Annotated in this window: 17 protein-coding genes; 8 read left to right on the top strand and 9 right to left on the bottom strand. The window is 71.9% G+C overall.

Annotated features, from left to right (window positions below; translation table 11 throughout):
* Positions 1-10 precede the first annotated feature (10 nt).
* Positions 11-259: a hypothetical protein gene (locus ACH0BZ_RS00510; RefSeq protein WP_406895898.1), complete on the bottom strand. Its 249-nt coding sequence runs from the start codon at positions 257-259 to the stop codon at positions 11-13.
* Here ACH0BZ_RS00510 and ACH0BZ_RS00505 point away from each other — a divergent pair.
* Positions 150-947: a hypothetical protein gene (locus ACH0BZ_RS00505; RefSeq protein ID WP_406895896.1), complete on the top strand. Its 798-nt coding sequence runs from the start codon at positions 150-152 to the stop codon at positions 945-947. The two genes, ACH0BZ_RS00510 and ACH0BZ_RS00505, sit on opposite strands and share 110 nt — an antisense overlap.
* Positions 948-1002: 55 nt before the next feature.
* On the opposite strand, the gene lpdA is transcribed toward ACH0BZ_RS00505, so the two are convergent.
* Positions 1003-2397 (bottom strand): dihydrolipoyl dehydrogenase, encoded by a 1395-nt coding sequence (gene lpdA / locus ACH0BZ_RS00500; RefSeq protein WP_406895895.1) that lies wholly within the window; start codon positions 2395-2397, stop codon positions 1003-1005.
* 113 nt (positions 2398-2510) lie between these two features.
* Complete coding sequence (locus ACH0BZ_RS00495; protein ID WP_406895894.1) at positions 2511-2669, bottom strand: hypothetical protein; 159 nt, start codon at positions 2667-2669, stop codon at positions 2511-2513.
* 168 nt (positions 2670-2837) lie between these two features.
* Here ACH0BZ_RS00495 and ACH0BZ_RS00490 point away from each other — a divergent pair, with 168 nt between their 5' ends.
* Positions 2838-5009: a prolyl oligopeptidase family protein gene (locus ACH0BZ_RS00490; protein WP_406895893.1), complete on the top strand. Its 2172-nt coding sequence runs from the start codon at positions 2838-2840 to the stop codon at positions 5007-5009.
* Here ACH0BZ_RS00490 and ACH0BZ_RS00485 read toward each other — a convergent pair.
* The 5 genes from ACH0BZ_RS00485 to groL all read right to left on the bottom strand — a co-directional run bounded on the left by ACH0BZ_RS00485 (position 4993) and on the right by groL (position 10230).
* Positions 4993-5892 carry an alpha/beta fold hydrolase gene (locus ACH0BZ_RS00485; protein ID WP_406895892.1) on the bottom strand — a complete coding sequence of 300 codons (900 nt, stop codon included), beginning with the start codon at positions 5890-5892 and terminating at the stop codon, positions 4993-4995. The genes ACH0BZ_RS00490 and ACH0BZ_RS00485 overlap by 17 nt on opposite strands.
* A 92-nt stretch (positions 5893-5984) precedes the next feature.
* Positions 5985-7109 carry an alpha/beta hydrolase gene (locus ACH0BZ_RS00480; protein ID WP_406895891.1) on the bottom strand — a complete coding sequence of 375 codons (1125 nt, stop codon included), beginning with the start codon at positions 7107-7109 and terminating at the stop codon, positions 5985-5987.
* A 405-nt stretch (positions 7110-7514) separates the two neighbouring features.
* Complete coding sequence (locus ACH0BZ_RS00475; protein ID WP_406895890.1) at positions 7515-7661, bottom strand: hypothetical protein; 147 nt, start codon at positions 7659-7661, stop codon at positions 7515-7517.
* A 145-nt stretch (positions 7662-7806) separates the two neighbouring features.
* The gene (locus tag ACH0BZ_RS00470; RefSeq protein WP_406895889.1) at positions 7807-7968 is read right to left on the bottom strand and encodes a hypothetical protein; all 162 of its coding nucleotides are present in this window, start codon (positions 7966-7968) and stop codon (positions 7807-7809) included.
* Positions 7969-8607: 639 nt separating this feature from the next.
* A complete protein-coding gene (groL, locus tag ACH0BZ_RS00465) occupies positions 8608-10230 on the bottom strand; it encodes a chaperonin GroEL (protein ID WP_406895888.1) in 1623 nt (540 codons plus the stop codon).
* A 271-nt stretch (positions 10231-10501) separates the two neighbouring features.
* Here groL and ACH0BZ_RS00460 point away from each other — a divergent pair, with 271 nt between their 5' ends.
* Both ACH0BZ_RS00460 and ACH0BZ_RS00455 read left to right on the top strand, forming a co-directional pair.
* Positions 10502-10978: an SRPBCC family protein gene (locus tag ACH0BZ_RS00460; RefSeq protein ID WP_406895887.1), complete on the top strand. Its 477-nt coding sequence runs from the start codon at positions 10502-10504 to the stop codon at positions 10976-10978.
* Between the two features lie 3 nt (positions 10979-10981).
* Positions 10982-11698: a hypothetical protein gene (locus tag ACH0BZ_RS00455; RefSeq protein ID WP_406895886.1), complete on the top strand. Its 717-nt coding sequence runs from the start codon at positions 10982-10984 to the stop codon at positions 11696-11698.
* Positions 11699-11731: 33 nt separating this feature from the next.
* Here the strand turns inward: ACH0BZ_RS00455 and ACH0BZ_RS00450 are convergent, their stop codons facing one another.
* The gene (locus tag ACH0BZ_RS00450) at positions 11732-12424 is read right to left on the bottom strand and encodes a hypothetical protein (RefSeq protein ID WP_406895885.1); all 693 of its coding nucleotides are present in this window, start codon (positions 12422-12424) and stop codon (positions 11732-11734) included.
* 81 nt (positions 12425-12505) lie between these two features.
* On the opposite strand from ACH0BZ_RS00450, the gene ACH0BZ_RS00445 reads away from it, so the two are divergent.
* From ACH0BZ_RS00445 to ACH0BZ_RS00430, 4 genes are all read left to right on the top strand, one after another.
* The gene (locus ACH0BZ_RS00445; RefSeq protein WP_406895883.1) at positions 12506-13915 is read left to right on the top strand and encodes a M20/M25/M40 family metallo-hydrolase; all 1410 of its coding nucleotides are present in this window, start codon (positions 12506-12508) and stop codon (positions 13913-13915) included.
* Between the two features lie 220 nt (positions 13916-14135).
* Positions 14136-15320 (top strand): alpha/beta hydrolase, encoded by a 1185-nt coding sequence (locus ACH0BZ_RS00440; RefSeq protein WP_406895882.1) that lies wholly within the window; start codon positions 14136-14138, stop codon positions 15318-15320.
* Between the two features lie 58 nt (positions 15321-15378).
* Entirely contained in the window at positions 15379-17673 is a 2295-nt protein-coding gene (locus tag ACH0BZ_RS00435) for an AAA family ATPase (RefSeq protein WP_406895881.1), read from the top strand.
* Positions 17674-17858: 185 nt separating this feature from the next.
* A complete protein-coding gene (locus tag ACH0BZ_RS00430; protein WP_406895880.1) occupies positions 17859-18383 on the top strand; it encodes a hypothetical protein in 525 nt (174 codons plus the stop codon).
* Positions 18384-18457: the final 74 nt, after the last annotated feature.

Raw genomic sequence — 18457 nt, 5'->3', positions numbered from 1 at the left:
CAGGGAGGGATCACCTCCGGCGACGTGCCAAGGGTAGCCACCCGACGCCCGGAGACGAAGTCGGCGCCCGGCGCACCACACGCGGAGAATGACGGTCCCAGCGGCCCGCGGTGGCACTATGGTGAGTGGATCCGAATAGAAGGAGAGAGATGCGCCTGCGCACCAGCACCCCCCGCCGCATCGCCGTCGCCGGTATCGCCCTCGCCACCGCGGCCGCCCTCACGGCCTGCACCTCGGACGCCGAGGAGGGCGAGACCACCGCCGACACCGGGCCCGAGACCTCGGAGACCTCGGAGGCGGCGGAGGGCGTCAGCGACGAGCTGCCCGCCACCCCGGTCGGGGATCTCCTCCTGGGTGAGGGCGAGGCGCCGGGCGAGGGCGTGATCCAGCGGCTGGACCCAGAGACCCTCCGGCCCGCGGTGGACAGGCTCGTCGAGAACCAGGGCCGCGAGCTCATGCAGGACCCGGCGTGCGACACCGTCTCCCGCCAGGAGGCGATCAACAACTACGTCGCCACCGAGGCCCCGATGTCGGCGATCAGCTACAAGCAGTCGGAGGAGGACGAGACCGTCCACACCTTCGGCGTGGCCCTGCTGAGCAAACGACTCGACGGCTTCCTGGACCGCTCCCTGTTCGAGGCGTGCACCACCTCGAGGAGCGCGACCAACGAGAACCTGGAACTGATCATGACGGTCAGCGACGCGCCCGCGATCCCGGGCACCGAGGGTTTCCGCGTGACGAGCGACTTCGTGACCACCGACGAGGCCGGCAACCGGGCCGTCAACCGCACGGTGATCGTCCACGGCTACGCCCGCGGCACCACCACCTCCGTGGAGTACACCGCTGCGGGCACCGACCCCGCCGCGGACCCGGTCCTGCCGGAGGCCAACAACGCGATCGACGAGATCTACAAGGCGCAGATGACCAAGCTGCTCGACGCCGAGTAGCACGCGCAGGTGTGCGCTGTGCCCCGCCGGAGCGGGCACAGCGCACACCCCCTCGTCAGAGGTTGATCATGTGGCCGCCGACGCCGTGGACGGCCTCCTTCATGGCCTCCGAGAGCGTCGGGTGCGTGTGGACGTTGCGGCCGATGTCCTCGGCCGTGAGGTCCCACATCTGGGCCAGGGTGAGCTGCGGCAGGAGCTCGGAAACGTCCGGGCCGATCATGTGCGCGCCGAGCAGCTCGCCGTGCGTGGCGTCGGCCACCACCTTGACGAAGCCCACCGCGTGGCCCAGGCCTTGCGCCTTGCCGTTGGCGGAGAAGGGGAACTTGCCCACCTTGACGTCGTAGCCCTCGTCCTTGGCCTGCGCCTCGGTGAGGCCGAACGAGGCGACCTGCGGCTGGCAGAAGGTGGCGCGCGGCATCATCCGGTAGTCGCCGAGGGTCTGGGTGTCGGCGCCGGCCATGGTCTCGGCGGCCACGACGCCCTGGGCCTCCGCCACGTGGGCGAGCTGCAGCTTGGCGGTGACGTCACCGATCGCGTAGATGCCGTCGACGTTCGTGCGCATGCGCTCGTCGATCTCGATCGCGCCGCGCTCGCTCACCTCGACGCCGGTGTTCTCCAGCCCGAAGCCCTCGACGCGCGGGGCGAAGCCGACCGCCACGAGGACCTTGTCCACGGTGAGCGTCTGAGAATTGCCTTCTTCACCGTTCTTTTCCACCTCCACCTCGACCGAGTCGCCGTTGTCGGTGACCTTGGTGGTCTTGTGGGCGGTGAGGAGCGTGACGCCCATCTTCTTGTAGTGCCTGGTGATCTCCTTGGAGACCTCCACGTCCTCGTTGGGCAGGACGCGGTCCATGAACTCGACGATCGTCACCTCGACGCCGTAGTTGGCCAGGATGTAGGCGAACTCCATGCCGATCGCGCCGGCACCCACGATCACCATCGACTCCGGCAGGTCGCGGGAGAGGATCTGCTCCTCGTAGCCCACAACGTTCTCGCTGAGCTCGATGCCCGGGAGGGTCTTGACCACGGAGCCGGTGGCGATGATGCAGTTGTCGAAGGTGTACTCGGTGCCGTCCACCTCGATCGTCTTGTCGTCGACGAACGTGCCGAAGCCGTCGATCTCCGTGATCTTGTTCTTCTTCATGAGGTAGTGGACACCCTTGACGATGCCCTCGGAGACCTTGCGGCTCCGGTCGTGCGCGGCGCCGTAGTCGAACGTCACGTCGCCGGAGATGCCGAACGTCTCGGCGTCGTTGTTGAACAGGTTCGCCAGCTCGGCGTTGCGGAGCAGTGCCTTGGACGGGATGCAGCCCACGTTGAGGCACACACCACCCCAGTACTTCTCCTCGACCACGGCCACCTTGAGGCCGAGCTGCGAGGCGCGGATGGCGGCGACGTAGCCACCGGGGCCCGCGCCGAGGACGATGAGGTCGTAATGAGTGTCAGCCACGACACACAGGGTAGGCCCTTCGGGCGGGTCCGGCAGGCCGAGCGACCCCGAAATACACCGCCGCCGCCCCCCGCGGTGTGCGGAGGGCGGCGGCAGAGGGTCGAGTGAGGCGCTCAGGACATGTTGCCGAGCACGTTCTTGAGGGCCTTGGTGATGGCCGCGCCGATGGCCTCGGCGATCTTGTCGGTGATCGACTCGCCGGCGCTGCCGGTGAGGTTGCCGAGCGAGCCGTCGGACGAGCCGCCGAGCGAACCGAGGATGGACGAACCCATGGTGAATCTCCATTGCTGAGGTGTGCACCCCGGCACAGCCCGGGGTGGCCGGGCCCCGCGGCCCGGTCGCAGAAGAGATGCTACGGAAGTGACAGCCCGGTAACAAGACTTTTCTCAGGATGGGTCCCGAATGGCCCGAGCGGTCCTGTTCGCGGCATCATCGGGGGCATGGCAGCACCGGAGGAGACGGACCCTAACCTGTGGCTCGAGGAGGTCGAGTCCGCGGCGGCCCTGGACTGGGTTCGCGCTCGTGGGGACCGCACCGTGGCCGACCTGGCCGGCGGCCACCACGCGGAGGCCGCGCACGCCCGCGCGCTGGGGATCCTGGACGCGAGCGACCGCATCGCCTGGCCGGTCCTGCGCGGTGGACACGCGTACAACTTCTGGCGGGACGCCGCGCACCCGCGCGGGCTGTGGCGTCGGGCCCCGTGGTCGGTGCTCGCGTGCGGCGCGCCGGCCTCGGACGACCCGGCGTGGGAGGTCCTGCTCGACGTGGACGAGCTCGCCGAGCGGGAGGGCGTCAACTGGGTGTACTCGGGCACCACGGTGCGCCGCCCGGCGGACGACCGCGCGCTGGTGTCCCTGTCCCGGGGCGGGGCGGACGCGGTCGAGGTGCGGGAGTTCGACCCGGCCACCCGCCGCTTCGTCCCCGCCGAGGAGGGCGGCTTCCACCTCCCCGAGGTCAAGTGCTCGGTGTCCTGGGTGGACGCCGACACCGTCCTGCTCGCGGCGCCGCTGGACGCCGACGGTGGGGACGTCACCGACTCCGGGTACGCCCGCCTCGTGCGGCTGTGGCGCAGGGGGACCGCCCCGGCGCAGGCCCCGGTGCTGCTGGCCGGGGAGGACGACGACGTCGCCGTCGGCGCCTCCTGTGATCCCGCCACCGGGCGGGTCCTCCTGAGCCGCGCCCCGGACTTCCACACCTCACACGTGTGGTTCCTGCCGCCGCACACCGACCCCACGGCGGCCACCCCGGCCCGGATCCCCGTGCCGGACGACTGCCGGGTGGAGTCCTCGGGCGACTGGCTGCTCCTGCGCCCGCGCACCGACCTCGAGGTGGCCGGCCGCGTGCACCCGGGAGGGTCGGTGCTGGCTGTGCCGTGGGCGGCGCTCGACGCCGATCCGGCTCGCCTGCCCGAGCCCACCGTGCTCTTCGCGCCCGAGCCCGCCGTAGACGGCGCCTTCCCCACGCGGACCGTCGAGGACGTGAGCTGGGGGCGGGGGCGGCTCCTGCTCACGGTGCTCGAGCACGCGGAGTCACGCCTCGAGGCGTTCGCGATCCCCGACCCGGCCGGCCGGGAGCCGGGCCGGGCGTGGGACCGGCTACCCGTGGCGGGCCTGCCGGAGCACGTGTCGGTGGACGTGCTCTCCTGCGACCGCCTCTCGCCCGGTCCCGGGGCCGGCGCCCCGCACCCCGACGACGCGCTGCTCGCCGTCTCCGGTCCGGTGGTGCCGCCCTCGCTCGTGCTGCTCCGCGCGGACGGCAGCACGGAGACCCTCGGCTCGACCCCGCACCGCTTCGACCCCGACGGCGTGGAGGTCGGTCGGCACACGGCGATCAGCGACGACGGCACCCCGGTCCCCTACACCGTCCTGCGCGGGCCCGCCCCGGCCGGCACCGACCCCGACGCCCCGCGGCCGACGATTCTCTACGGCTACGGAGGATTCGAGATCCCCATGCGGCCGGCCTACGCCGCGCTGCGCGGGGCGCTGTGGCTCGAGGAGGGCGGCGTATTCGTGATCGCCGGCATCCGCGGCGGCGGCGAGTACGGTCCCTCCTGGCACGCGGCGGCCCTGCAGGAGAAGCGGCCGCGCGCCTACGAGGACTTCGCCGCCGTGGCCCGAGCACTCGTCGACACCGGGGTCACCACGGTGCCGCTGCTCGGCGCGCACGGCGGCTCCAACGGCGGGCTACTCATGGGCGTCATGCTCACCCGCTACCCGGAGCTGTTCGGGGCGATCGCGATCGCCGTGCCCCTGCTCGACATGCGCCGCTACCACCTGCTGCTCGCGGGCGCCTCGTGGATGGCCGAGTACGGCGACCCCGACTCCGCCGACTGGGACGACTTCCTGGGCGCCTACTCCCCGTACCAGCACGTCCGGCCCGCCTCCGAGGTGCGCTACCCGCCCGTGCTCATGACCACCTCCACGCGCGACGACCGCGTCCACCCGGCCCACGCCCGCAAGATGACCGCTGCGCTCGAGGCCGCCGGCCACGACGTGGCGTATTACGAGAACATCGAGGGCGGTCACGGCGGCGCCGCGGACAACGCGCAGGAGGCGCGGAAGGCCGTGCTGCTCTACGAGTTCTTCCGGCGCAGGCTCACCTCGCCGTCGTAGCCCGCTCCGCGCCCGGGGACTCGCGGCGCAGCCAGGCGAGTACCCGGGCGGCGATCGCGTCGGGGTTGCGCGCCCACGTGTTGTGGCCGAGCGGCTCGGGCTCCACCTCGAGGGTCGTGCGCGCGGACGGGAGCATTCCCAGGAGGCGTCGCGCGGCGCTCTCGGGGGCCAGCTCGTCGCCGGCGATCACCACCGAGAGCACGGGCACGGTCACCTCGGCCAGCGCGGCGGGGTAGTCGAGGTCCGCGCGCGCGGGCTGCATGACGCCGCGGGCGGCGAGGCGGGACCAGTCGAGGATGCGGTCGGCCGGCACGCGGCCCCTGGCGCCGAAGAACGCGCCCGGTACGTGGCCGGCCAGCCAACCGATCGCCGGCAGCAGCACCGCACCCAGCCGCAGGCGCCGCCCCATGCGGCCGGGGAAGCCGCGGTGGAACGGCGACTGTGCGGCCACGGCGACGAGGCCGACGACGCGCGGGTCGTGTCGAGCGAGGTGGTAGACGCCGATCTGCGCGCCCATGCTGTGGCCGAGCAGCACGACCGAGCGGGCGCCGAGCTCGCGCTCGAGGGCGTCCAGGGCGAGCGGCACGTCCTCGGCGGCGCTCTCGTGGTAGCCGGCGGCGCCCCCGCGGCGGCCGATGCGGTGCGTGCTCTCCCCCTGGCCACGCAGCTCGGTGATCGCCACGGGCACCCCCTGCGCGGCGAGCGCGCGGGCGAGGGGCCGGTAGTAGCGGGCGCCGACGGCGATGCCGGGCAGGACGAGGACCGCGGGCAGATCCGGGTCGGGCCGGGCAGCGTCGAGGACCAGCAGCGGGCTGGTGCTGCCGTCGGAGTGCTCGAGCAGGATGCGGCGCGGGTCGTCGAGGTGGGTGGTCTGCTCGGTCATGCGTCCAGGATGCCGCAGGGCGGATACACGACGGACCCCGCCCCACCGCGAGGGTGGGACGGGGTCCGGTCAGGCGTCGGTGACGCGGAGCGTCAGATGCCCATTGAGCTGGCGAGCATGGGCCACGACTGGCGGAGGTCGTCCTCCCAGTAGCCCCACGAGTGCGTGCCGTTGGGCGCGAAGTCGAAGTGGGCCGGGATGCCGAGCTCCACGAAGCGACGGTGGAGGTTGGCCGTGCAGTACTGCGTGGCCGCCTCGATGATGCCGCCGACGATCGCCTGGTTGGCCAGCGCGGGGATGTTGTTGCGCAGGCGCCAGTTCTCGAGCGACTCATGCGGGCCGGGCAGGCCGTTGCCGGTCGAGATGAACATCTGGGGAAGCTGGTGGTTCTTGATCTGCTCCTGGAAGCGGAAGGCGCCCCACACCGGGTCGTTGTCGAACCAGCTGTTGGTCCCGACCTTGGGCTCGCCCGGGAACGGGCCCCACATGTTGTTCAGGTCGGCACCGCCGCGCATGCCGGTGACGATGTTGATGAACTCGTGGCCGATCGGGGTCGAGGTCTCGGCGCAGCCGGAGTACGAGCCGATGCCCTGGAAGCGGCCCGGGTACTTCTGGGCGATGGTGAGCACCGAGGTGGCGGTCATCGAGATGGCCGCGAGGGCGCGCTTGCGCTCCGTACCCGCCTTCTGGCCGTAGTGCCCCTCGAAGGCGTCCGGGAGCTCCTTGGCGAGGAACGTCTCGAACTTCATCGGACGGTCGGTATCGCGGGCGAAGCGGGTCTGGACGTTGGGGTCGTGCTTCTGCCAGTCGGTGTAGTACGAGAAGGCGCCACCGATCGGGGTGACCGTCCAGGCGCGCTTGTCCTCCATGAACTCCTTGACGTTGGACTGGGCCTGCCACGTGGCCGAGTCCTCGCCGCCGCCGGCGCCGTTGACCAGGTAGAGCACCGGGGCGTTCTCGCCGGAGCCCTCCGCCGGCTTCTGGACGATGTTCGGGACCTCGACGTTCATTGACGGCGACCACACCGACACGATCAGGCGGCCGTCGGCCAGCGGGGTCTCGACGACCTGGTTGGACTTGGTGGCCTTGGTGTAGTTGATGCTGCCGCCCTGCTGCTGGGCGTTGGCCGTGCCCGTGGCGACGACCGGGACCATGGCCGCGGCCAGGGCCGCCGCAGTCACCTTCGTGCCGAGCCGGCGGCTCTTGACTGATCGCATAATTCCGACGCCTTTACGTTCTCGTAGTTCACCGGCCCCACGGAAGCGGGGCCGGACACCTCTTATCGCCGACGGCCTGGGCAGACCCTCAGGGGAGAGTAAACCCAATCCGTACCGGTCACACAAGCCCCACGGGTCACACACCGTGCAGGCGTGGGACTTCGGGGGCGAGTCACGCGTCCACCCCCGCGACTCCTGTGGATTCCCTGGCCGGAAGCCATGGAAAACTCACGAGACGCGGTGGCGGCTCACATGTTCCTTATCGACGGTACCGGCCGCACTGTTACCTCGGGACCTCAACCCCGTGACCATGCCGCCGAGACCCTACGCCGAAACCCGGCCGCGGACACGAAGAGGGGCGCCGGGAAGCACTCCCGACGCCCCTCTTCGATACCGAAGGTCAGATCACTTCATGAAGCCGCCGGCGAGGGCCTCCTCGAAGTCACCGCCGGTGAAGTAGTCGAGGCCCGAGAAGAGGTCGCCGAAGGCGCCCAGGAAGTCGTTGACGAAGCCGAGGGCGCCGGACACGCCCTGAAGGGAACCGAACTCCATGATTGTCTCCTTTGAGGATGGGCCCCGCTCCGCGCGGGACCTCGGTGAGATGCGGGCCGGACCGGCCCGGGGGTCAGGTGGGAGGCATTGGGGTCCGGCCGCGTCCCGAGCCGGTGGGCCGCCCCGTCAGCGGCGGCCCGGGGCATCACGCGTCGCCGGCGCCAGCGCTGATGGAGTCGATGGCACCGAGGAAGCCGTCGAGACCCTTACCCTCGCCGCCGCCGAGCGAGCCGGTGAAGAACTCCGCGGCACCGAGGATGTCGGTGATGCCACCGATGAGGTCGGCCAGTGCACCAAAGTCAGGCATGAAAGTCTCCCTTGTTGAGAAGTGAACCCCGGAATGCTGAGGCAGAAATTAGGGTAACGGGGCGCACCCCTATGTCAATTGTGATCTGCACCATGTGAAGTACCGCCACAGAGGGGCCCGTCACACCGAACCTAGCCCACCGTGACCCACATTACAATGACTTCCAAGCAATCCGCCTTCCCCCCGATCGCCACCGTCGCCGCAGGTCGACCGCCCCAGCAGCAGGTCAGGGTACCCTTAGTTGGCCCCGCGGCCGCTCGGAGACACCCCCTCGCCGCCGGCCCGACCGGTTGACGAACACGAACATCGCCCCACCCCCGGGGAAATCCGCGCCCCGTCCGACCCCGGACAGACGGTTTCCGATAAAGGGAATTTCCCTCTGAGTTTCCCGGGAATTCACCGATTCGGCACGCCGGAGCACGCCCACCGCCGCCCGAGGCGTTCCGGCCCGGCTCCGGGAGTGACCCCGTCTTCACGTGCGGCCCGCCTCGTCGTCGCCGCCCCCTCCCCCCACAAATGGGCCGTGGCCCGCACCGGGGGATCGGTGCGGGCCACGGCCACGACAGGCGTGGTGCCAGGGCTACCTCCAGAAGCCACTCCGTGGGGCTTCTGCGCCTGCCTCTGTTCCAGGCAGCTCCCTTAGAAGCCCATGCCACCCATCTCGTCGCCGCCCGGCATGGCCGGGGCGGCCGGCTCGGGCTTGTCGGCCACGACGGCCTCGGTGGTGAGGAAGAGCGCCGCGATGGAGGCGGCGTTCTGCAGGGCAGAGCGGGTGACCTTGACCGGGTCGTTGATGCCGGCCTTGAGCAGGTCCTCGTACTCGCCGGTGGCGGCGTTGAGGCCCTCGGCGCCCGGGAGGCTGCGGACCTTCTCCGCCACGACGCCCGGCTCGAGGCCGGCGTTGAGGGCGATCTGCTTGAGCGGGGCGCTCAGCGCGAACTTGACGATCTTCGCGCCCGTGGACTCCTCGCCCTCGAGCGAGAGGTCCTCGATGGCCTTCTCCGACTTGACCAGGGCCACGCCGCCGCCGGCGACGATCCCCTCCTCGACGGCCGCCTTGGCGTTGCGGACGGCGTCCTCGATGCGGTGCTTGCGCTCCTTGAGCTCGACCTCGGTGGCCGCGCCCGCCTTGATCACGGCGACGCCGCCGGCCAGCTTGGCGAGACGCTCCTGGAGCTTCTCGCGGTCGTAGTCCGAGTCCGAGTTCTCGATCTCGGCGCGGATCTGGTTGACGCGGCCCTCGATCTGGGCGTTGTCGCCGGCACCCTCGACGATGGTGGTCTCGTCCTTGGTCACGACAACCTTGCGGGCCTTACCGAGCATGGAGAGCTCGGCGGTCTCGAGCGAGAGGCCGACCTCCTCGGAGATGACCTGGCCGCCGGTGAGGATCGCGATGTCCTGCAGCATGGCCTTGCGGCGGTCGCCGAAGCCCGGGGCCTTGACGGCGACGGACTTGAAGGTGCCGCGGATCTTGTTGACGACCAGGGTGGACAGGGCCTCGCCCTCGACGTCCTCGGCCACGATGAGCAGGCTCTTGCCCTCGCCGATGACCTTCTCGAGCAGCGGGAGGAGGTCCTTGACCGTGGAGATCTTGCCCGAGACGAGGAGGATGTACGGATCCTCCATGACCGCCTCCTGGCGCTCCGGGTCGGTCATGAAGTACTGCGAGATGTAGCCCTTGTCGAAGCGCATGCCCTCGGTGAGCTCGAGGTCCAGGCCGAAGGTCTGCGACTCCTCGACCGTGATCACGCCCTCCTTGCCGACCTTGTCCATGGCCTGGGCGATGAGCTCGCCGATGGCCGGGTCCGCGGCGGAGATGCCGGCGGTCGCGGCGATCTGCTCCTTGGTCTCGATCTCCTTGGCGGAGTCGAGCAGGTTCTTGGTGACGGCCTCGACGGCCTTCTCGATGCCGCGCTTGATGCCCATCGGGTTGGCGCCGGCCGCGACGTTGCGCAGACCCTCGCGCACGAGCGCCTGGGCCAGCACGGTGGCGGTGGTGGTGCCGTCGCCCGCGACGTCGTCGGTCTTCTTGGCGACCTCCTTGACGAGCTCGGCACCGATCTTCTCGTACGGGTCCTCGAGCTCGATCTCCTTGGCGATGGAGACACCGTCGTTGGTGATCGTGGGGGCGCCCCACTTCTTCTCCAGCACGACGTTGCGACCCTTGGGGCCGAGGGTGACCTTGACGGCGTCGGCGAGCTGGTTGAGACCGCTCTCCAGGCCGCGCCGGGCCTCTTCGTCGAACGCGATCATCTTTGCCATGGGGTGAATCATCCTCCGGGTATGGGGTGACACGCGTGTGGTCGGCGCCGGTGCCCGCGACGGACGACGAGGGACCGTGTCGGATCCCCGCCTCACCGAGCGACCTTCAGTTCGGGTAGTGCTGGCACTCAGGGTAACCGAGTGCCAATCGCTTTTCTAGCACTCGCCCCTGCCGAGTGCAAAGGAGTGACGACGACGAGGTCGTCACCCCCCAGCCGCGGTTCCCCTACCATCGAAGGCCCACCATGCCCGACTCGACGGAAGGCACCCCATGACCACCGATCCCACGCCCGCTCAGCTCGAGAGCTCGATCGAGATCGACGCCCCGCCGGCCCGCGTCTGGGAGATCGTGTCCGAGGTCCGCAACGCGCCCCAGTGGAGCAGCCAGGCCGTCAAGGTGCTGGCCCTGGGCGGCCGCACCAAGCCGGGCACACTCGCGCTCAACCTCAACAAGCAGGGCACGCTGGTCTGGCCCACGACCAGCAAGGTCGTCGAGGTGGAGCCCGGCCGCCGGATCGCCAACAAGGTCCTCGAGAACGGCACCGTCTGGGCCTTTGAGCTCGAGCCGACGGGGACCGGCGGCACCCGCCTGACCGAACGGCGCGAGACGCCCAACGGCACCAGCGCGCTGTCCGACTTCCTCGTGGACAAGTTCTTCGGCGGCCAGGAGAGGTTCACCGACGTCCTCGACCAGGGCGTCTCCACCTCGCTGCAGCGCATCAAGGCCCTCGCCGAACGAGGCGTCTGAGACGTGCCGCAGGGCTTCGCGCGGGTGGCCGTCGCCGGGGCGGCGGTGTCGCTGACCTGCACCCTCGCTGCCTGCAGCCTCGGCACCGACGAGCCCGACGACGCCCCCGCCCGCGAGGAGCCCGGGCCCACTCTCGCCGAGGGCCCACCCCCGGCCGACTGGCAGGACGTCCCCAGCGCGACCGGACTCGTCTACTCCGTCCCGCCCGACTGGGACGTGGGCGACCCGTGGGGCGAGCCCGGCCCGGACGCGAGTAGCGACTGGGGCTCCGGGTTCGTCACCACCGCCAACGCGATCGCCGAGCGCGGCTACTGCCCCACCGCTGGGCTGTCATTCCGACTGCTGTCCGGCATCACCGAGACGCTACCCGGCGACGCCCGCGACCAGGCCGTCTCCGCCTCCCGCGCGATGGCCGACTCCATCGACCGCCGCTTCACCGAACACGGCGCCGACACCGCCGTGCCAGAACCCACGAAGATCGGCGTCTCCGGGGTGCCCGCCTGGCACGTGTCGGTCCGCGGCCAGGTCCGGCCGCCCCGCAATGAGTGCACGCCACCGGTCATCCGCGTGGACACCATCGCCGTGTCCACCCGCACCCCGGCCGGCGATCCCGCGTCTGTGGTGTTCGTGCTCATGACCGACGAGGACGAGCCCGGCACCCTGGACACCTCGACAGTCGATGCCGTGGTGGCGTCACTGCGCTACGAGAACACGGTCTGAGCGCTCCCCGGCGCACGCGGCCGGCCCGCCCGATCAGGCGGCGGCCGAGGCCTCGCCCCACTCGAACATCTCGGCCCAGCCGGGGTCGCAGCGCGCCCAACGCCAGCCGAGTTCGGCGGCCACGGCTCCGTCGGCACCACCCGGCTCGAGCTCCAGCCGGCGTTCCGGCGCGCCGGGGCCGTCGGCCACCGTGAGGACGACGGCCCCGCCGACGCGTTCGATGCGGAACCAGCGGGTGGCGTCCACCTCGAGCTCGAGGCGGTCGCCCTCGATCTCGAGCTGCTGCACGAGACCACCGAGCAGCGGGCGCGTGATCCACGGCAGGGTGCCGTGCGGCCGCCCGCGGACCGCGTGGTCGGAGATGTCGGCGCCCGCAGTGGTGGGCCGCCGGTGGACGTCGATGTCGATCCGCACGCGCGGATCGGCCACGAGGCCCTGGTCGGGGCAGTACACGGCGAGCTGGCGGGGCGCCGCCAGCCGCATCACGGCGTTGACGACGAGCGGCCGACTGATCACGCCGGGGCGGATGACCACGGACGCGCCCTCGATCTGGGGCGGCGCGGCCAGTGCGGCCGTCTCGCCGACGGCGTCGGAGTCGGGGAAGCGCTCGGCGACCTCGTCGCGCAGCGCGAGGAGATCGTCGCGGATCCACTCGGGGAGATCCTCGAGCCTGGCCCGGTCACGGTAGGCCGGGGCGGAGGCGGAGACGACGAGGTGGTTACTCATGCGGAAGAGAGTACGACACCTTGCGTTCATCTGGCGTTCACCTTCTCGGTGTGTCGCCCGTCACAGCCCTACCCTGGGGTCATGCCCGCCACGGAGTTCCCCGCACCGCATCCCGATCTCGACGCGCTCGCCGTCGCCGTCACGGCACAGATGGACCGCGCCCGCACCGACCTCGCCGACCTGGTGGCGCTGCCCTCGGTCCACGAGGCGGAGCCGGACGCCTGCGCGCGCGCCTGCGAGCTCACCCGCGCCCTGCTCGCCGAGCTGCCGGTCCCCGGCCTGGGCCCGGACGCGGTCGAGGTGATCGAGACCTCCGACGGCTCGCGCGCGGTGTTCGCCCACCGCCCCGCCGCCCCCGGTCGCCCGACCGTGCTGCTGTACAGCCACTACGACGTCCAGCCCGCCGGCGACCCCGCCGACTGGACCAGCTCCCCGTGGGAGCTCACCGAACGCGACGGCCGCTGGTACGGCCGCGGCGCCGCCGACTGCAAGGGCAACCTCGTCGTCCACCTCACCGCACTCCGCGCACTGCACGCCGGCGAGGCCGCCGACCCGCTCGACGGCCTGGGTATCCGCCTGGTGGTCGAGGGATCGGAGGAGACCGGCGGCGGCGGGCTCGACGACCTCGTCGCGCAGCGGCCGGACCTCGTGGCGGCGGACGCGATCCTCATCGTGGACTCCGGGAACGCGGCGGTGGGCGTCCCCACACTGACGACCAGTCTCCGGGGGATCGCCAACGTCGTCGTCACCGTCGACACCCTCGCCGCCGGCGTCCACTCCGGGCAGTTCGGCGGCGCCGCGCCCGACGCACTCGCCGCGCTCGTGGCGATGCTGGCCTCCCTGCGCGACCCGGCGACCGGCGCCACGACCGTCGACGGCCTCGACGCGGGCAGCACGTGGACCGGACGGCCCTACGACGAGGAGACGTTCCGCGCCGATGCCGGCGTGCTCGACGGCGTGGGCGTATCCACCGCCGCCCCCCTGGCCGACCTCGTGTGGTCGCGGCCCGCGGCGACCGTGCTGGGGATCGACTGCCCGCCCGTCGAGGGCGCCATCGCCGCCGTCCAGCCCACCGCCCGGGCGCTGGTCAACCTGCGCGTCCCGCCGGGCATGGACCCCGAGGCCGCCCAGGAGACGCTCGCCCGCCACCTCGAGGCGCACGCCCCGTGGAACGCCCGCGTGCACGTGGAGAAGCAGACCGTCGGCCACCCGTTCCGCTCCGTCGAGCCGGGCGCCTCCGACCCCGTCCACGAGCTGCTCGGCCGCTGCATGGCCGAGGCGTACGGCGCGGACCAGGTGGCCGAGGTCGGCTCCGGCGGATCGATCCCGTTGTGCGGCGCGCTGCGGGCAGCCCACCCCGGCGCATCGATCGCCCTGTTCGGCGTCGAGGACCCGGCCGCCGCGATCCACTCGCCCGACGAGAGCGTGGACCCCCGCGAGATCGAGCGGATCGCCCTGGCCGAGGCCGCCTTCCTCGCCCGCTACCGCTGACCGCCCTTCCCGGTTGGCGGAGAGGAGAGACCAGACATCGCCGGAGATCCTGCGCACGGTCCGCCAGACCGATCCGGGGACCGGGGCACCCCGCCTCGCCCGCGCGGATCCCGCCGGACCACTTGGTAACGGTGTGACGGATGTCTACGATGGCGACGACAGTGACCGCGGCGACCCGCGGCGCACCCGCTTTCAGGACACCGACTCGAACGGAGCCGTCATGGCCGCCACCACGACCCGCCAAGCCGGCGTCGCCGCCCGGACCGCCCGCGCACTCCTCACCGTGGGCGCCGCCGCCGCGCTCGCCGTGGGACTGGCCCCCGCGCCCGCGCAGGCCCAGACCGGCTCGATCGGCCCGGAGCAGATCGCCAACCAGGGCCTCGGCGCGTTCAGCCCGGAGAGCCTGAGCCAGCTCCTCTATTTCGGCAACCTGCCCGGGTCGTCGGGCTCCACCATGATGGGCCTCGCCCACCGTCTCGGATTCTCACCCAACATGTTCGCCGGCAGCCCACCGCCATCGCCGCAGCCCAACCCGGAGATCACCGAGACCAAGGTTATCGGCAAGGAGGTCGACGGCCGATACGAGCGCTGGCTCATCAACTCCGGCGACATGAAGCGCGGCATCACCGTCGAGGTCTACCGCGCCACGCGGTCCGATGCACCCACCCTCTACCTGCTCGACGGCGTCGGCTCCGAGCTGCCCAGCGGCTTCATGCAGTGGGGCGCGCGGGAGCAGTTCGGCGACCAGAACGTCAACCTCGTCATCCCCACCGGCGGCCAGGGCACGATGTGGGCCGACTGGAACGTCGAGGACCCGGTGCTGGGCATCAGTAAGTGGGAGACGTTCATCACCCGCGATCTGCCCCGATTCGTCGAGCCGGAGATCACCACCAACACCCGGCGCGGCATCGGCGGCATCTCCATGGGCGCGGCCGCCGCCGTCACCACCGCCACCCGGAACCCGGAGCTCTACCAGGCGGTCTTCGGTGTCTCCGGCTGTTACTCGACCGACCAGCTCGGCCAGATCCTCACGCGATACACCGTGGAGAGCCGCGGCGGCACCGTCACCAACATGTGGGGCGAGCCCGGCAACGAGACGTGGCGGGCGCACGACGGCCTGATCAACGCCGAGAACCTGCGCGGCAAGAAGATCTACCTCTCCTCCGGCACGGGCGTGGCCGAGCCCGGCGACTGGGAGCGGTACCACGGCGACGCGCTGAACTTCGCTGCCGGCATGGCCCTGGAGCAGGCCACCGACCGCTGCACGCGCGCCGCCGACCGCCGGCTCCGCGAGCTGGGCATCCCGGCGCAGATCGACCTGCGCCCCACCGGCATGCACAACTGGCATTACTACTCGCAGCAGATCCCGGTGGCCTGGCGCTCGGTCAAGAGCGCCCTTTATTGAGCGCCCTCCACCGAACGCCGCTCACCCCCGGGTGCCGCGCGCCGATACTCTCGCACCCGTGAGCTCCCGCCCCAGCCTGGACCTGACCCTGCGCGTCTCGGCGTCCGCCGCCGACGCGCGCCGCGGCATCGTGCGCGCCCACCCCGAGGTGATCCTCGCGCTGGGGATGCGGGAGTGGGACGCCCTGGAGATCGTGGGCGCCCGCACCACGGCCGCCGTCGTGGCGGCCGCCCGGCCCGACGCGCCCAGCGGGGTGCTCGTGGTGGACGAGGTGGTGGCCGCCAACTGCGGGCTCGGCGAGGACGCCCGCGTCGCGGTTCAGGCCGCGGCCGTGACAGGCGCGCAGTCGATCGAGGTCCAGGGCCTGCCCGCGGCCGGCCACGGCGTCGCCGAGCGTGTCCTGCGCTCCGCGCTGCTGGGCAAGGTCGTACGCGTGGGCGACTCCGTGACCCTGCTCCCCCGCGACCTCGGCCCCGACTTCCCGACCGGCGACACCTCCCGCACTCTGCGCAACACCCTCGGCGCCGCGTGGTCCACCGAGCTGCTCACCGTCACCGCGACCGCTCCCGACGGGATCGTCTCGGTGCAGCCCACCACGGCTGTCACGGTGTCCGGGGCGCCGACGACGAGACCTGCCGCCCCCGCCCCGGGGGCGCCCGCGGGCGGGGCGTCGGGGGCGTCCTCGTCGTCACCCACCTCCCCCGACGGAACCTCCACCGCCGTCTCCGATCCCACCGCACCCGTGGCCCCGCCGATCGCGGAGGTCGCGCGCGAGGACATGGTGGGCATGCAGGACCAGGCCGAGGTGCTGGCGCAGTGGCTGTCGCTGGCGCTGGACCGCGCCGAGCTGCTGCGCACCCTGGGCACGTCGCCGCACCTCGGGGTGCTCGTGGCCGGGCCACCCGGGGTGGGCAAGGCGACGCTCGTCCGTTCGGTGGCCGGCGACCGACGGCTCGAGGTGCTGGACGGGCCCTCCGCCGGAGCGCTGGACCCGGCCGGGCGGCTCGAGGTGGTCCGTGCGGCCGCCGAGCGCGCGCGGGAGAACGGCGGGATCCTGCTGGTCACCGACATCGACGCCCTACTGCCCGCCGACCCCGAGCCCGTGTCCACGCTCGTTCTCGACCGGCTGCGTTCGGTGGTGGCGCACCCCGGCTCGGTGCTCGTCGTGACATGCGTGCGGCCCGAGGACGCCGACGCCCGCCTGCGCGACCCCGATGTGTGCGACCGCGTCCTCGACCTGCCCCTGCCCGACGCCGCCGACCGCATCGCGCTGCTCGAGGTACTCCTGCGCGACGTCCCCACCGGCGAGCTCGACCTGCCGGCCGTGGCCGAGCGCGCACCCGGCTACGTGGCCGGCGACCTGCGGGCCCTGGTCCGCGAGGCGGCGCTGCGGGCTGCCGCGCGGGCCGAGGACGGCTCCGGCGACGACGGCGAAGACCGTTCCGGCGGCGGCGACTCCGGTCCGCGGCTCGAGCAGGAGGACCTCGTCGGCGCGCTCGGCGTGATCCGGCCGCTCTCCCGCTCGGGAACCGAGGAACTGAGTCTGGGGTCGATCACCCTCGACGACGTGGGCGACATGGAGGAGGTGCGCCAGTCCCTCACCGAGGCGGTGCTGTGGCCGCTGCAGCACCCCGACTCCTTCGCCCGCCTCGGCGTGGAGCCGCCGCGCGGTGTCCTGCTGTACGGGCCGCCGGGCTGTGGCAAGACGTTCGTCGTCCGGGCGCTCGCCGCGAGTGGCCGGCTGACCGTGCACATGGTCAAGGGCGCCGAGCTCATGGACAAATGGGTGGGCTCCTCGGAGAAGGCGGTGCGGGACCTGTTCCGCAAGGCGCGCGACTCGGCGCCGGCGCTGGTGTTCCTCGACGAGATCGACGCGCTCGCCCCGCGCCGCGGGCAGACCGGCGACTCGGGCGTCGGCGACCGTGTGGTGGCGGCCCTGCTCACCGAGCTCGACGGCGCCGAGCCGCTCGAGAACGTGGTGATCCTCGGCGCCACCAACCGGCCCGAACTCATCGACCCCGCCCTGCTGCGCCCGGGACGGCTCGAGAAGCTCGTCTTTGTCCCCCCGCCCGACGCCGAGGCGCGCGCCGACATCCTCCGAGCCTCCGGCCGGAACGTGCCGCTGGCCGACGACGTGGACCTCGACGCCCTGGGGGCCGACCTCGACGGCTACTCCGCCGCCGACTGCGCGGCCCTGCTCCGCGAGTCGGCGCTCACCGCGATGCGGCGCGACATCGACGCCGCCGAGGTCACGGCCGACGACGTGGCCCGCGCCCGGGAGACCGTCCGCCCCTCGCTCGACCCGGCCCAGGTGGAGAGCCTGCGGCAGTACGCCGACCGCCGGGAGGCCTAGCTGCGCGACGGGGGTGCGTGCCGCCGGCTTGCCGGTCACCCCGGACGCGGACTACAGTCCTCTTTCATGCGGAAGATTCTCGTAGTAGCCCTCCGCGGCGGGGTCTGAACAGACCGGCACCCCCGCTGCGCGGTCGCTGCATTGCTGTCGTCGGTCAACCGAATCGACGCCGAGGGCACGAGAACATGAGCACCACCACGCAGACCACCACCACGGGCACCGCCTGCCCCTTCACCGAACGGTTCGACCGCCGCCCGCCGCGCGGGTTCGCCGCCGAGGCCGCGGGTATGGGCTGGCGCGAGCTGCTCGACACCTACGCCCCGTCCACGGACCACTTCCACCTGGCCGACCTCTCCCGTCGGCCACTGGGCCGGGGCATCACCGCCTACGAGGCGATCCTCGCCACCCGCGACGCCGCCGACCCCGACCGCTTCTCGGCCCGCCGCCTCGCCACCACCTCGTGCGGCGACCTCACCGCGATGTCCGAGATGCTGGGACAGGCCGGGGCGCGCGTCGAGATCGAGACCTTCCACCAGTACGAGGGTCGCGCCTTCGCCGGGCACACCTTCACCGGGAGCACCGCGTGGTGCACGATCCTGCGCGCCACGAGCGGGCGCCACGAGACGTGGGCGATGGGCTTCGGTGAGGACTCCTCGGCGGCCTCCATCGCCGCGCTCCTCAACGCCGCGACCCTGCTCCACCTGCGCTGACAACAGTTGTTGACGCGCGTTCTGTAAAGTGGGCCCGGTACTCAGCCCGAACAATTCCCCGGCGCCGTCCCCTT

The organism is Dietzia sp. 179-F 9C3 NHS (assembly GCF_045369825.1).
GTDB lineage: Bacteria > Actinomycetota > Actinomycetes > Mycobacteriales > Mycobacteriaceae > Dietzia.
The sequence above is the reverse complement of the archived record's forward strand: the minus strand, read 5'-3'. Positions and strand labels throughout refer to the sequence as shown.

Bases quoted from the DNA above. Each gene is read 5' to 3' on its own strand.
- ACH0BZ_RS00505 (WP_406895896.1), top strand. From the start codon at position 150: ATGCGCCTGCGCACCAGCACCCCCCGCCGCATCGCCGTCGCCGGTATC.
- ACH0BZ_RS00495 (WP_406895894.1), bottom strand. From the start codon at position 2,669: ATGGGTTCGTCCATCCTCGGTTCGCTCGGCGGCTCGTCCGACGGCTCG.
- ACH0BZ_RS00490 (WP_406895893.1), top strand. From the start codon at position 2,838: ATGGCAGCACCGGAGGAGACGGACCCTAACCTGTGGCTCGAGGAGGTC.
- ACH0BZ_RS00485 (WP_406895892.1), bottom strand. From the start codon at position 5,892: ATGACCGAGCAGACCACCCACCTCGACGACCCGCGCCGCATCCTGCTC.
- ACH0BZ_RS00480 (WP_406895891.1), bottom strand. From the start codon at position 7,109: ATGCGATCAGTCAAGAGCCGCCGGCTCGGCACGAAGGTGACTGCGGCG.
- ACH0BZ_RS00475 (WP_406895890.1), bottom strand. From the start codon at position 7,661: ATGGAGTTCGGTTCCCTTCAGGGCGTGTCCGGCGCCCTCGGCTTCGTC.
- ACH0BZ_RS00470 (WP_406895889.1), bottom strand. From the start codon at position 7,968: ATGCCTGACTTTGGTGCACTGGCCGACCTCATCGGTGGCATCACCGAC.
- groL (WP_406895888.1), bottom strand. From the start codon at position 10,230: ATGGCAAAGATGATCGCGTTCGACGAAGAGGCCCGGCGCGGCCTGGAG.
- ACH0BZ_RS00460 (WP_406895887.1), top strand. From the start codon at position 10,502: ATGACCACCGATCCCACGCCCGCTCAGCTCGAGAGCTCGATCGAGATC.
- ACH0BZ_RS00450 (WP_406895885.1), bottom strand. From the start codon at position 12,424: ATGAGTAACCACCTCGTCGTCTCCGCCTCCGCCCCGGCCTACCGTGAC.
- ACH0BZ_RS00445 (WP_406895883.1), top strand. From the start codon at position 12,506: ATGCCCGCCACGGAGTTCCCCGCACCGCATCCCGATCTCGACGCGCTC.
- ACH0BZ_RS00440 (WP_406895882.1), top strand. From the start codon at position 14,136: ATGGCCGCCACCACGACCCGCCAAGCCGGCGTCGCCGCCCGGACCGCC.
- ACH0BZ_RS00430 (WP_406895880.1), top strand. From the start codon at position 17,859: ATGAGCACCACCACGCAGACCACCACCACGGGCACCGCCTGCCCCTTC.